Annotated in this window: 12 protein-coding genes; 3 read left to right on the top strand and 9 right to left on the bottom strand. The window is 67.1% G+C overall.

Annotated elements, in window-relative coordinates; genetic code table 11:
- Positions 1-172: 172 nt before the first annotated feature.
- The 4 genes from hutU to hutI are packed head-to-tail and all read right to left on the bottom strand — an operon-like array spanning position 173 to position 5,492.
- Positions 173-1,840 carry a urocanate hydratase gene (gene hutU / locus ACCQ01_RS08575; protein WP_228432845.1) on the bottom strand — a complete coding sequence of 556 codons (1,668 nt, stop codon included), beginning with the start codon at positions 1,838-1,840 and terminating at the stop codon, positions 173-175.
- A gap of 15 nt (positions 1,841-1,855) precedes the next feature.
- A complete protein-coding gene (hutG, locus tag ACCQ01_RS08580) occupies positions 1,856-2,698 on the bottom strand; it encodes an N-formylglutamate deformylase (protein ID WP_228432844.1) in 843 nt (280 codons plus the stop codon).
- Positions 2,699-2,732: 34 nt separating this feature from the next.
- Positions 2,733-4,274, bottom strand: coding sequence for a histidine ammonia-lyase (gene hutH, locus ACCQ01_RS08585; protein WP_228432843.1), 1,542 nt, complete (start codon positions 4,272-4,274; stop codon positions 2,733-2,735).
- 12 nt (positions 4,275-4,286) lie between these two features.
- Positions 4,287-5,492, bottom strand: a complete 1,206-nt coding sequence (hutI, locus tag ACCQ01_RS08590) for an imidazolonepropionase (RefSeq protein ID WP_228432842.1) — start codon at positions 5,490-5,492, stop codon at positions 4,287-4,289.
- 75 nt (positions 5,493-5,567) lie between these two features.
- Here hutI and ACCQ01_RS08595 point away from each other — a divergent pair, with 75 nt between their 5' ends.
- The gene (locus ACCQ01_RS08595; RefSeq protein ID WP_372358895.1) at positions 5,568-6,923 is read left to right on the top strand and encodes a formimidoylglutamate deiminase; all 1,356 of its coding nucleotides are present in this window, start codon (positions 5,568-5,570) and stop codon (positions 6,921-6,923) included.
- A 52-nt stretch (positions 6,924-6,975) separates the two neighbouring features.
- Positions 6,976-7,713 (top strand): histidine utilization transcriptional repressor HutC, encoded by a 738-nt coding sequence (hutC, locus tag ACCQ01_RS08600; RefSeq protein WP_228432840.1) that lies wholly within the window; start codon positions 6,976-6,978, stop codon positions 7,711-7,713.
- 182 nt (positions 7,714-7,895) lie between these two features.
- On the opposite strand, the gene ACCQ01_RS08605 is transcribed toward hutC, so the two are convergent.
- From ACCQ01_RS08605 to ACCQ01_RS08615, 3 genes are all read right to left on the bottom strand, one after another.
- Entirely contained in the window at positions 7,896-8,894 is a 999-nt protein-coding gene (locus ACCQ01_RS08605) for a restriction endonuclease (RefSeq protein ID WP_228432839.1), read from the bottom strand.
- A 242-nt stretch (positions 8,895-9,136) separates the two neighbouring features.
- Positions 9,137-9,697, bottom strand: coding sequence for a phasin family protein (locus tag ACCQ01_RS08610; protein ID WP_014507416.1), 561 nt, complete (start codon positions 9,695-9,697; stop codon positions 9,137-9,139).
- Between the two features lie 135 nt (positions 9,698-9,832).
- Positions 9,833-10,108, bottom strand: coding sequence for a polyhydroxyalkanoic acid system family protein (locus tag ACCQ01_RS08615; RefSeq protein WP_057672745.1), 276 nt, complete (start codon positions 10,106-10,108; stop codon positions 9,833-9,835).
- A 111-nt stretch (positions 10,109-10,219) separates the two neighbouring features.
- Here ACCQ01_RS08615 and ACCQ01_RS08620 point away from each other — a divergent pair, with 111 nt between their 5' ends.
- Positions 10,220-11,029, top strand: a complete 810-nt coding sequence (locus tag ACCQ01_RS08620) for an FHA domain-containing protein (protein WP_057672743.1) — start codon at positions 10,220-10,222, stop codon at positions 11,027-11,029.
- Here the strand turns inward: ACCQ01_RS08620 and msrQ are convergent.
- On the bottom strand, positions 10,971-11,627 hold the full coding sequence (msrQ, locus tag ACCQ01_RS08625; protein ID WP_228432838.1) for a protein-methionine-sulfoxide reductase heme-binding subunit MsrQ: 657 nt from the start codon (positions 11,625-11,627) through the stop codon (positions 10,971-10,973). The two genes, ACCQ01_RS08620 and msrQ, sit on opposite strands and share 59 nt — an antisense overlap.
- Positions 11,628-11,778: 151 nt before the next feature.
- A complete protein-coding gene (gene msrP, locus ACCQ01_RS08630; RefSeq protein ID WP_228432837.1) occupies positions 11,779-12,747 on the bottom strand; it encodes a protein-methionine-sulfoxide reductase catalytic subunit MsrP in 969 nt (322 codons plus the stop codon).
- Positions 12,748-12,761: the final 14 nt, after the last annotated feature.

Raw genomic sequence — 12,761 nt, forward strand, 5'->3', positions numbered from 1 at the left:
AATGTTCCTAGTGCGAAATTAATGGCTGTGGAGGGTGTCTGATGCCACTAAATGCACGGCGGCGCGCTTTAGTGTAGAGACCGTAGCCTCAAGTGGAACCAAAATTAGCGCATCTAGATGGGTGATTTTATATCGACCAGATGCTCAGTGTATTAGTAAAGCCAAGTCTGCTTTAGCCTAATATGCTCGGCAAATCCAGCCCTTTTTCCTTCGCGCAATCGGTTGCAATGGCGTAACCGGCATCGGCGTGGCGCATCACCCCGGTGGCCGGGTCGTTCCAGAGCACGCGTTCGATGCGCTTGTCGGCGGCCTCGCTGCCGTCGCAGACGATGACCATGCCGGCGTGCTGTGAAAAGCCCATGCCGACGCCGCCGCCGTGATGCAGCGACACCCAGGTGGCGCCGCTGGCGGTGTTGAGCAGGGCATTGAGCAGCGGCCAGTCGGAGACCGCGTCCGAGCCGTCGGCCATCGCTTCGGTTTCGCGATTGGGCGAGGCCACGCTGCCCGAATCCAGATGGTCGCGGCCGATCACCACCGGCGCCTTCAGCTCGCCGCTGCGCACCATGGCGTTGAAGGCCAGGCCCAGCCGGTGGCGATCGCCCAGGCCCACCCAGCAGATGCGCGCTGGCAGGCCCTGGAAGGCGATCTTTTCGGCTGCCATGTCGAGCCAGCGATGCAGGTGCGCATCGTCGGGGATGAGCTCCTTGACCTTGGCGTCGGTCTTGGCGATGTCGTCCGGGTCGCCGCTGAGCGCAACCCAGCGGAACGGGCCAATGCCGCGACAGAACAGCGGGCGGATGTAGGCAGGCACGAAGCCGGGGAAATCGAATGCGTTATCGATGCCGGCTTCCAGCGCCATCTGCCGCAGGTTGTTGCCGTAATCCACGGTAGGCACGCCCAGCGCGTGGAAAGTGAGCATGGCGCGGATGTGGTTGGCCATCGACTCGCGCGCAGCGGCTTCCACTTCCTTGGGCGCGCTCACGCGTTTTGCGTCCCACTCTTCCACGCTCCAGCCCTGCGGCAGGTAGCCGTTGACCGGGTCGTGTGCAGAAGTCTGGTCGGTCAACAGATCCGGTTTGATCCCGCGCAGCAGCAGTTCGTCCAGCACGTCGGCGACATTGCCGAGCAGGCCGACCGACAGCGGCTTCTTCGCGGTGCACGACTCCTCGATCAGGCGCAGCGCCTCGTCCAGCGAATCGGTCCAGGTATCGAGATACCCGGTGCGCAGGCGCATGTCGATGCTGGAGCGGCGGCACTCCACCGCCAGGCAGGAGGCGCCGGCCATTACCGCCGCCAGCGGTTGCGCGCCGCCCATGCCGCCGAGACCGCCGGTAAACAGCCACTTGCCGGCCAGATTGCCGGCGTAGTGCTGGCGGCCCATTTCCACGAAGGTTTCGTAGGTGCCCTGCACGATGCCTTGCGCGCCGATGTAGATCCAGCTGCCGGCGGTCATCTGGCCGTACATGGCCAGGCCCTTTTGATCGAGTTCGTTGAAGTGGTCCCAGTTGGCCCAGCGCGGCACCAGGTTGGAGTTGGCGATCAGCACGCGAGGCGCATCGGCGTGCGTGCGAAACACGCCGACCGGCTTGCCCGACTGCACCAACAGGGTCTGGTCATCGTCCAGGCGGGTCAGCGCGGCGACGATTGCATCGAAGGATTCCCAGTCGCGCGCGGCACGGCCGATGCCGCCGTAGACCACCAGTTCCTGCGGACGCTCGGCCACGTCCGGGTCCAGATTGTTCATCAGCATGCGCAGCGGCGCTTCGGTGAGCCAGCTCTTGGCGGTAAGCGTGGTGCCGGTGGCGGCGCGGATGACGCGGGTGGAGTCGTGACGGGTCATGCCAAGGTCCTTCAATCAACGGTGAGCGGCGGGCGTGGCGCCCGCGGCGAAATCCAGGCAGGCGCGCAACACATGCCGCAAGACGGCGCGCAGTGCGGCTGCGTGTACCGGTTGCCACGGCGTTGGCCAGGTGTCCGGTGTGATCTGTTCCGGTTCCTGCATGTAGCCGCGGCAGGCCAGCTCCATCTGCAGCGCGTGCACGCCCTGATCCGGCTGCGCGTAGTGGCGGGTGATCCAGCCACCCTTGAAACGGCCGTTGCGCACGGTGCTGGAGCCGCTGCTTCGGCACAGCTGTTCCACCGCATCGGCCAGCGCCGGATCGCAGCTGGCATCGTCGTTGCTGCCGATGTTGAACTGCGGCAATTCGCCTGCGAACAGGTGCGGGATGTGCGAGCGGATCGAATGCGCGTCATAGACCACGATGCGCGGATGCAGTGCGCGCAGACGTGCAATTTCATTGGCCAGCGCAGCGTGATACGGGTCGAACCATTGCGTGCGCCGCAACGCGATCTGTGCCGGATCCGGCGCCTGCCCATCGCGGTACAGCGGCTGATTGTCGAAGGTGGTCAACGGGCACAGGCCGGTGGTGTGCTGGCCGGGATACAGCGAGGCACCACTCGGGTCGCGATTGACGTCGATGACCGAACGCGAAACCGCCGTGCGCACGGTGGTGGCGCCCAGGCTCTGCGCAAAGTCGTAGAGCTGATCCACCCACCAATCGGTATCGCGGCAGGCCAGCCATGGCGAAACGAAGTGGTTGGCCACGCTCTCCGGCAGGTCGGTGCCGGTGTGTGGGAAGCTGATCAGCAGCGGTGCGTTGCCGCGCTGCACGTGCAGCCAGTCGGGCAGGGCGCTCATGCGCGCGCTCTGCAATGCGACGCGATGGGCCGGCTCATGCGCTCAGCTCCACGCCAGGCAGCGCAATGCCCACCGCAGTGGCGAGGGCGCCCGAGCGCACCAGCGCGCTGGCGGCCAGCATGTCCGGATGGAAGTAACGGTCGTCCTGCAGCGTGGGCACCTGTGCACGCAGCAGTGCACGCGCGGCTTCCAGTGCGGCGCTGGAGCGCAACGGCGCGTGGAAATCGCAGCCCTGCACGGCGGCCAGCAGTTCGATGCCGATGACGTGCGCGGCGTTGTCGGCCATCGCCAGCAGGCGGCGTGCGCCATGCGCGGCCATCGACACGTGATCTTCCTGGTTGGCGGAGGTCGGGATCGAATCGACGCTTGCCGGATAGGCGCGTTGCTTGTTCTCCGAGACCAGCGCGGCGGCGGTCACCTGCGGAATCATGAAGCCCGAATTCAAGCCGGGGCGCGGGGTGAGAAACGCCGGCAGGCCCGAGAGCGCCGGGTCGACCAGCATCGCGGTGCGGCGCTCGCTGATCGAGCCGATTTCGCACACCGCCAGGGCCAGCATGTCGGCCGCGAATGCCACCGGCTCGGCGTGGAAGTTGCCACCGGACAACGCCTCGCCGGTATCGCTGAAGACCAGCGGGTTGTCGGACACGCCATTGGCTTCAATTTCCAATGTGCGTGCGGCCTGGCGCATCACATCCAGTGCCGCGCCCATCACTTGTGGCTGGCAGCGCAGGCAGTACGGATCCTGCACGCGTACATCGCCGAGCCGGTGCGATTCGCGGATGCTCGAATCGGCCATCAGCGCGCGCAGCGCTGCAGCGGTGGCAATCTGCCCAGGCTGCCCGCGCAGGGCATGGATGCGCGCATCGAACGGCGTGTCCGAGCCCTTGGCTGCTTCCACCGACAGCGCGCCGGTGACCAACGCGGCCTGCAGCACGGTTTCGATCTCGAACAAGCCGGCCAGCGCGCAGGCAGTGGAGAACTGGGTGCCGTTGAGCAGCGCCAAACCTTCCTTGGCACCGAGCACGCGTGGCTGCAGCTGCGCCTGGGCCAGCGCGTCCGCCGCCGGCAGGCGCTGATCGCCGACGAAGGCCTCGCCCACGCCGATCATCACCGCGGCCAGATGCGACAGCGGCGCCAGGTCGCCCGACGCACCCACCGAGCCCTGGCACGGCACCACCGGGGTGATGCCCTTGCGCAGCATCGCCTCCAGCAGCGCAAGCGTATCGGGCTGAATTCCCGAGGCGCCCTGCGCCAGGCTGGTGAGCTTGAGCGCCATCATCAGCCGCACCACCGGCACCGGCGTGGGATCGCCGACGCCGGCCGCGTGCGAGAGCACGATATTGCGTTGCAGGGTCTGCAGATCGTCGCGTTCGATCCGCACGCTGGCCAGCTTGCCGAAGCCGGTGTTGACCCCGTACACCGGCTCGCCCCGCGCCACGATCGCCTCCACCGTCTGCGCGCTACGCAGCACCGCCTGCGCGCAGGCAGGGTCCAGGGTGACTTCGGCACCGCGATACAGCGCACGCCACTGCGCCAGGGTGACCTGGCCGGGCTGCAACACAACAGACGCACTCATGACGACTCCGGGTCAGCAAGGATGCCCGCGCCAAACGCGGGTGTGGAGAGGGTTGAAGCCCATGCGGTAGACCAGATCGGCCGGCGCGTCGATGTCCCAGATCGCCAGATCGCACTGCATGCCGGCGCGCAGCCGGCCTAGCCGGTCGCCCCGTCCGAGCGCACGTGCCGCTTCGCGGGTGAAACCGGCGATGCATTCGTCCACCGTCATGCGGAACAAGGTGGCGGCCATGTTCATCGCCAGCAGCGGGCTGGTCAGCGGCGAGGTGCCGGGGTTGCAGTCGGTGGCCAGCGCCAGCGGCACACCGGCTGCACGCAATGCGGAAATCGGCGGCAATTGGGTGTCGCGGGTGAAGTAGAACGCGCCCGGCAACAGCACTGCGACGGTGCCGGCGTGCGCCATTGCATCAATGCCGGCCTGGTCCAGGTATTCGATGTGGTCCGCCGACAAGGCACCGTAGCGCGCGGCCAACGCGGCGCCGTGTTGGTTGCTCAACTGCTCGGCGTGGATCTTGATCTGCAGCCCGTGCGCCTGCGCGGCGACGAATACCTGTTCGGCCTGCGCCGGCGAAAACGCCAGATGCTCGCAGAACACATCCACCGCTTCGGCCAGGCCCTGCGCCGCCACCGCCGGGATCATCTCCTGGCACACCGCATCGATATAGGTTTGCGCCTGCGCGCCGGGCGGCACCGCATGCGCGCCCAGGAAGGTAGGCACCACCTTCGCCTGCCGCAGCGTGGCGAGCTGGCGCGCGACGCGCAGCTGCTTGATTTCGTCTTCCAGCGTGAGGCCGTAGCCGGATTTGATCTCCAGCGTGGTCACGCCTTCGGCCAGTAGCGCGTCCAGGCGCGGCAGGCTGGCGGCGAGCAAGGCGGCATCATCGGCGGCACGCGTCGCGCGCACGGTCGCCACAATGCCGCCGCCGGCCGCGGCGATCTGCGCATAGCTGGCGCCGCGCAGGCGTTGTTCGAATTCATTGGCGCGGTTGCCCGCGTACACCAGGTGGGTATGGCAGTCGATCAGGCCGGGGCTGATCCAGCGTCGCTGGCAATCGTGGGTGTGGGTGGCCTGTAGCGGCGGCGCATCGGCCGCCGGCCCGGCGTGGACGATGGTGCCGTCCTGGCAGGCGACCACACCATCGTCCACGCTGCCCAGGCCGCCGTCGCCAGCGTCCAGCGTCATCAACCGCGCGTTGTGCCAAAGGACGTCGCAATGCATGGCGCAGGCCTGTGTGGTCTGATATGTATATACAATAGAGTCGGCAACCGAGGGTGTCCAGTGGCAGACCAACCAGTGCAAGCGTTGTGGGCGGCCCGGGCGTTGTTGCCCGATGGCTGGGCCAGCGACGTGCGGATCACCCTGGCGTACGGGCGCATCGCCGCTGTGCAGGCACAGGCCGCGCCCGCCACCACCGATACCCGTGCCGAGGTACTGCTGCCCGGGCTGGGCAACCTGCATAGCCATGCCTTCCAGCGCGGCATGGCCGGGCTGACCGAAGTGGGCGGGCGCAGCGGCGACAGTTTCTGGAGCTGGCGCGAGCTGATGTATCGCTTCGTCGACCGGCTGGACCCGGACAGCCTGCAGGCCATCGCCGAGCAGGCGTATGTGGAAATGCTGGAAGCCGGCTTCACCCGCGTGGGCGAATTCCATTATCTGCACCACAGCGTCAGCGGCGCGCCGTACGCGCAGCCCGCCGAAATGGCCGAGCGCATTGTTGCGGCGGCCGCGGGTACCGGCATCGGCCTCACCCTATTGCCGGTGTTCTACGCGCACTCGGATTTCGGTGGGGCGCCACCGAACCCTGCGCAGCGGCGGCTGATCCACGATATCGACGGCTTTGCCCGGCTGTTGTCGGACTGCGCGCGCAGCCTGGCGGCACTGCCGGACGCGGTGCTCGGGCTGGCGCCGCACAGCCTGCGCGCGGTAACGCCCACGCAGCTCGCCGCGCTGGTGCCGCTGGTGGATGGCCCCATCCACATCCATATCGCCGAACAACAGCGCGAGGTGGAAGCCTGCCTGGCCTGGTCGGGGCAGCGCCCGGTGCAGTGGCTGTACGCCAATGCGCCAGTGGATACGCGCTGGTGCCTGGTGCACGCCACGCATGTGGAGGCGGGTGAGCTCGACGCAATCATCAGCAGTGGCGCGGTGATCGGCCTGTGCCCGATCACCGAGGCCAATCTCGGCGACGGCCTGTTCCCGATGCAGGCATTCGCCAGCCGCGGTGGGCGCTTCGGTGTGGGCTCGGATTCGAATGTCTTGATCGATGCGGCCGAAGAACTGCGCCTGCTCGAATACGGCCAGCGCCTGCAGCTGCGCGCGCGCAATGTGCTGGCGCCCGCCGACACCTCCAGTGGCCGCTGGTTGTACAGCAGCGCATTGGCCGGCGCGGCGCAGGCGCTGGGGAGTGGGCAGCCCGGGATCTGCGTCGGTGCATCGGCCGACCTGCTGGAACTGGACCACACCCATCCGGCGCTGCTGGCACGCACGGACGATGCGTTGCTCGACAGCTGGCTGTTCGCCGCACGCGCTGGCGCGGTGCGGCATGTCTGGCGTGCCGGGCAGTGGGTGGTGCGCGATGGCCGCCATGTGGCGCGCGAACGTGTCGCCGCACGCTTTGCCGCCGTCATGCAAGCGCTGTTGCACGGGTGATCGGCGCGATCTGCGAAGCGGGCACAATGCAGGTCTCACCGGAGACCCTGTCGTGACCACCGCCACCCCCGCCGCACCCGGAACCTTGCATCAGCGGATCCGGCAGGACCTGGAGCAACGCATCCACAGTGGTGACTGGCCGCCCGGGCACCGCGTGCCGCCCGAGCATGAATTGATGGCGCAGTACGGTTGCTCGCGCATGACCGTCAACAAGGTGCTCGGCCTGCTGGCCGACGCCGGCATGATCGAGCGCCGCCGCCGCACTGGTTCGTTCGTCGCGCGGCCGCATCCGCATTTGGAGCAGGTGGCGCTGTCGATCCCGGACATCGAAGTGGAGATGACCACGCGCGGCCATGTCTATCAGTTTCAGTTGCTGTCGCGGCGCGTGCGCGCGGTGCGGCAGCGCGTGCCGCAGGAGCGTGCGCTGGGCGGCCGCGGCAAATTGCTGGCACTGGAAAGCGTGCATGTGGCTGATGGCAGTCCGTTCGCCCTGGAGCAACGCGTCATCGACATCACCACCGTGCCCGAGGCGCTGGTGCAGCCATTCGACACCATCGCGCCTGGCAGCTGGCTATTGCGCAACGTGCCCTGGACCCGTGCCGAGCACCGCATCAGCGCGATCAGTGCCGATCCTGCCCAGGCCAGATGCCTGCAGGTTGCCGATGGCGCGGCCTGTCTGGTCATCGACCGGCACACTTGGCGCGGCGACCAGCCGGTCACTTATGTGCGGCAGCTGTTCCTGGGCGGGTCTTACGACCTGATTGCACGCTTCGCGCCGGGCATGCGCTGAGCGATTCCGCACTGCGCACGTCGAGCTTGCGCGCGCATGCGGCCGGTGGCGGCAGGGTGCGTACTGGGCAAAGCGACGGGTTGGATGAAGCGACGGGCAAGGCGAGCGGCGGGCGAGGTGGTCGCGGCTGGCAGGTGTCGCGCAGAACGCACCGCCCGCACGCACGCATCAGGCTGCGCGATTCAGATCGTCGTGCATTGCCGCCAGCGCACCGGCTCGGCGACACCGGCGCGCGGATTGAGCTGCACGCGCACCGTGCGCAGGTAGGGGTAACGCTCCAGTTCGCGGCAAATCAGCGGCCAGGCGGTCGCATCGTCCACGGTGCGGTCCACCGCCAGCGTCAACTGCGTCAGCCAGATCCCGCGCACCAGTCCTGGCGTCTGCGCCAATGCCCTGGAGACTTCGCGCTGGTAGCCCTGCAACGTGGCGAGGTCCGGCTCATCGCCGGCGGCGACCGGCATGGCCGGTGGAGTCGACGTCGCTGCCTGTGCGGCCGATGCCGGAGCCGGCGCAACAGCCGGTGGAGCAGTCGATGTCGCGCCTGGTGCGGGAGTCAGTGCTGCGGCGCGTGGCAGTGGCTGCGCGGGCGGCACCTCGGCCGGCTGCAGGGCCACTGCCATCACCACTCCAAGCGTTGCCGCCGCCGCGCCGGCAATCACGGTGTGGCGGATCGCCCGGCGCCTGGCTGCACCGACCACGCCGGTCTCGATATCGCCGGGCAGGTAGGGCTTGAGCAGCGGCCACAGCCGCGCGCCATCCAGGACCTCGATGGACTGCTTGTCGGCCGCGGCCATGCCTTCACGTTCCATGCGGCCTTCGGTGACCATCACCCCGCCATTGGCGCCGGCCAGGCGGGCCATCGCGCCGAGTTCGTTCACCGCAGCCACGCCGATGCGATATCCGCGGCCGTGTTTGCAGGCCACCAGGCGGGTGCCGTGCTCGGTCTGCATCATGAAATCGGCGGTGGGCAGGCCGTCCTGCGGCAACTGGGTGGGTTGCCAGCCGCGCTGGTCCTGCAGCACCCGCAGCACCACGGCGGAAAAGTCGCGCCAATGCATCGCGGCCAGCGCGCGTACGCCTTCGGTCAGTTCGTTGGCGCGTCGGCGCACCAACCAGAGATAGCCACTCACCGCCAACCAGAGCAGGAGTGCAGCCACAAGCGCCAACATCCAATGGGACATGAGTATCTAGCGAAGCAATGGCGCGTCTAACGAAGCAGTGCGCTTAGAAGAATCCTTCGCGGCAGATTCGTCAATGGATCGCGGTCCGGTGAATGCACGAGCCGTGACCCAGGCAGCGAAAGACCCGCCAGTCCGAAGCCGTGAGGGGAGGGGAGCAAACGGACTTCGTGTTGCAGGACTGGCGGGTCTTCCCGATTGTCTAAAAAACCATGCTGCTTTGCAACAATCCAGTTGTGCAGGGTTTATTCGCCGTCAAAGGCCGCAGTGTGAGTAGCTGCGGGACCACTGCCCGGCGTTGCGGTGCCAGACGCAGTATCACTACTGGCCGCCTGTGCGGCCTGGTTGGCGGTGCGGTTGGCCCGCTTGGTCGCAGCCGTGTTCGCGCGCACCTGTGCCTTGAGCGACTCCACCTCACGACGCAGGTTTTCCAGCTCGTCCTGCTCGGGGATGTTGAGGGTGCGCAATACGCCCTTGACGCGTTCGTCGAAGGCCTTGCCCAGCCGGTCCCAGCCACGTACCGCGGTATCGCGCGCCTGCTCGAACTGGGTTTCCACTTCCTCGCGCAATTCGTCTGCGCTGGCGGCGGCCTTGCGCTGGCCGCTGCGTTCGTACGCGGCGCCTTCGCGTACCAGCGAGTCGAACAGTTTGCTGCCTTCGCTCTGCACACGGCCCAGGGCGCCGAGCCCGGCCAGCCAGACGGTCTGCGCCGATTCGCCGAGCCGGCGCGACACCTGTTCGGCCTGCGCCTGGAACCCATGGGCCGCGTTGCCGCGGTTGCCGTTCTGATCGTATCCGGTCGTCATGCGATGCTCCTGTCGGTTGCGGACTGACGTTACCTCACCCTAGTGCCGGCCCTGCATCGGCCAGGTGAAGCATCCATCAAGCATCTGCCCGCAGGCTGTGGCGCAGGTGACTTGCGGCTGAAGCCAGGGGCTGGATCAGGCCAGCTTTTCGGACAGCAGGCGGCGGATCTCGGACTCGACCATCGGCTGCATGGCCGACAACAAAAAGCCCAGCTCAGCGGTGACATGTACCTGCTGCGGCAGCAGATTGATCGCCCCGTCCACGCCCGCCCGCGCGATGCGCAAGGTGTCGCCTTCCCAGTGCGAAGCGATGCCGTAACGATCGGTCAGCTTGCGTGCCGCCTCCTCGATCGCCGCACGGGCCTGCGCCGGCGTTCTGGAATGGTCGTGGCGGATATCGATACTGGACATGGGTTCCTGAAGTCATGCGATGGAGCGCGCATTGTGCGCATGTGCGGGGCGCGCTCCAAGTGCGGCGGCATGCGCTATGGGGCTGCGGGCAAACCTGCTAGGCTGCGGCGGGTGCGCGATCTGCAAGTTCATTTCACCCACCGGCAGCAGCCGGATCATCCTCTCCAGCCCGGCGTCCACCGGATCGTACGCCATGCCTCCGGCAGCGTGCGGATCGTCGACGATGCCCAGGGCGCGTTGCTGTTGGCGCAGTTCTGCCTGGATCAGCGCGGTCTCTGGCTGCAGGTGGCCAACGGCATTCGCGGCATCCACGTCAACGGGCGGCCGGTGCGGCGCATGGCGTTGTTGCGTGCCGGCGATGCGTTGTATGCCGATGGCGTGGAGATGCTGTTGCGCAGTGCGCCGTCCACTGCACCGGCCAACGACATCCAGGACGACGATGCCGGCCTGAGCGAAGTCTGCCTGCTGCTACGCGGGCTGGGCGGTCGCCACCACGGGCGCAGTTTCACGCTGGACCGTTCGCGGCTGGTCGGCAGCGACCCGGCGGCGGACATCGTCATCGACGACCCGGCCTTCGCCGCCCAGCATGCCCGCCTGGAACGGCATGGCGACCGGGTGCTGATCCGCGATCTCGGCTCGGAAGAGGGCAGCTGGATCAACGGCGTGCAGGTGCGCGATGGCTGGCTGCAAGCCGGTGATCAGGTCGTGTTCGACGCGCGCCACCGTTTTGTGGTGGAAGTGCCCAAGATCCAGCACGACGCCACCTGGCATGTGCCCGAGAGCGACCCGCAACCGTTGCCACGCGTAAGCGAAGCCCCGACCCGGGCGCCGGTAAAGGTGGCCCGCTGGCCGTGGCTGCTGCTCAGCGCGGTGTTGCTGGCGGCGGCGCTGAGCGCCTTGCTGTGGTTCGGCGCGCGCTGAGCCGTTTCCACACGCGCCACCCCAGCAGTAGCGCCAGGATGCCGGCATACAGCGCCGGCTCGCGGATATCGGATTTGACCAGCCACCAGAAGTGCAGCACGGCCAGCAACCCGATCGGATAGATCAGCATGTGCAGCCGGCCCCAGTTGCGCTTGAGCCGCCGCATCCAGCCTTGAGTCGAGGTGATCGCCAAGGGTACCAACAGCAGCCAGGCGGTGAAGCCGACCGTGATGTACGGGCGTTTGACGATCTCTTCGAAGATCTGCGTCCAGAACCCGCGCAGGTCCAGCCACAGGTACGCGGTGAGGTGCACGCTGGCATAGAAAAACGCATACAGGCCGAGCATGCGGCGAAAGCGGATCAGCACCGCCTGGCCGGTCAGCTGCCGCAGCGGCGTAATGGCCAGGGTGATCAGCAGCAGGCGCAGCGCCCACAGCCCGGTGCGATGCTCGATCTCGGCCACCGGGTCGGCGCCCAGCTCGTCGCTGCCTTGCTGCCACACCTGCCAGAACTGCCAGCCCAGCAGCGCAATCGGCGCGAGCACGGCGGCATGCAGGGCGGTCTTGGCAGCGATCACGGAAACGGATGTCTTGGCCATGCGATCTCGAAGATGAAGCGATGCATCGCAGCCGCGATGCGTTGGTTGTCGTAGGAGCGCACTCGGGCGCGAGAGGCGTTTCCGGGAAAGCCATCGCGCCCGGGTGCGCTCCTACAGACAACGGGTGGATGTCACGCTGGGCGTTGCGTCTCTAGAACCACTTTTTCAGATCCATCCCTGCGTACAGCGAGGCGACCTGATCGGCATAGCCGTTGAAGGGCTTGGTCGCAATTCGCTCCGCAAACAACTTGCTGGCGGTGCCGGCAATGCGGCGCTCGGTCTTCTGACTCCAGCGCGGATGATCCACGGCCGGATTGACGTTGGAAAAGAACCCGTACTCGGACGGCTGCATGTCGTGCCAGGCGGTTTCGGGCATCTTCTCGACGAAGCGGATCTCCACGATCGACTTAATGCTCTTGAAGCCGTACTTCCATGGCACCACCAGCCGCAGCGGCGCGCCGTTCTGCTGCGGCAGCGGCTTGCCGTAGAGCCCGGTGGCGAGCAGCGTCAGCGGATGCATGGCCTCATCGATGCGCAGACCTTCGCGGTAGGGCCAGTTGATCGAACGGTAGCGCACGCCGGGCATCTGTTGCGGGTCGGCCAGCGTGGTAAAGGCCACGTACTTGGCCTTGGAGGTGGGGGCAAAGCGCTTGAGCACTTCGCCCAGCGGCACGCCCGTCCACGGGATCACCATCGACCAGCCTTCAACGCAGCGCAGCCGGTAGATGCGTTCTTCGGCGCTTATTACCTTGAGCAACTCGTCCAGCGACAGGCTGCCGGGTTTTTCGCACTCGCCACTGACCTTGACCGACCACGGCGACACCTTGAGTGTCTTGGCCGCCTTGGACGGGTCGGTCTTGTCGGTGCCGAACTCGTAGAAATTGTTGTAGCTGGTGACATCTTCCAGCCGGGTGAGTTCCTCGGCGGTGCGGAAGCCGCTGCGCGCTTGTGCGGGCGTCACCACGGTCTTCGGCGGAGGCGGCGGATCGGCCTCGGCGCACCCGGCCACGCTCAGCGCAGGCGTCAGCGCGAACAACTGCAGCAAGCGCCGCCGGTCGCGATAAACGGCCTCATCGGTGATCTCGCTGGACGGCGTCTTCAAGGCATCGCGAAGTGACATGGCAGGCTCCAGGC

The sequence above is a fragment of the Xanthomonas sp. NCPPB 4037 genome, from assembly GCF_041475695.2.
Lineage (GTDB): Bacteria > Pseudomonadota > Gammaproteobacteria > Xanthomonadales > Xanthomonadaceae > Xanthomonas > Xanthomonas campestris.

Bases quoted from the DNA above. Each gene is read 5' to 3' on its own strand.
- hutU (WP_228432845.1), bottom strand. From the start codon at position 1,840: ATGACCCGTCACGACTCCACCCGCGTCATCCGCGCCGCCACCGGCACC.
- hutG (WP_228432844.1), bottom strand. From the start codon at position 2,698: ATGAGCGCCCTGCCCGACTGGCTGCACGTGCAGCGCGGCAACGCACCG.
- hutH (WP_228432843.1), bottom strand. From the start codon at position 4,274: ATGAGTGCGTCTGTTGTGTTGCAGCCCGGCCAGGTCACCCTGGCGCAG.
- hutI (WP_228432842.1), bottom strand. From the start codon at position 5,492: ATGCATTGCGACGTCCTTTGGCACAACGCGCGGTTGATGACGCTGGAC.
- ACCQ01_RS08605 (WP_228432839.1), bottom strand. From the start codon at position 8,894: ATGTCCCATTGGATGTTGGCGCTTGTGGCTGCACTCCTGCTCTGGTTG.
- ACCQ01_RS08610 (WP_014507416.1), bottom strand. From the start codon at position 9,697: ATGACGACCGGATACGATCAGAACGGCAACCGCGGCAACGCGGCCCAT.
- ACCQ01_RS08615 (WP_057672745.1), bottom strand. From the start codon at position 10,108: ATGTCCAGTATCGATATCCGCCACGACCATTCCAGAACGCCGGCGCAG.
- msrQ (WP_228432838.1), bottom strand. From the start codon at position 11,627: ATGGCCAAGACATCCGTTTCCGTGATCGCTGCCAAGACCGCCCTGCAT.
- msrP (WP_228432837.1), bottom strand. From the start codon at position 12,747: ATGTCACTTCGCGATGCCTTGAAGACGCCGTCCAGCGAGATCACCGAT.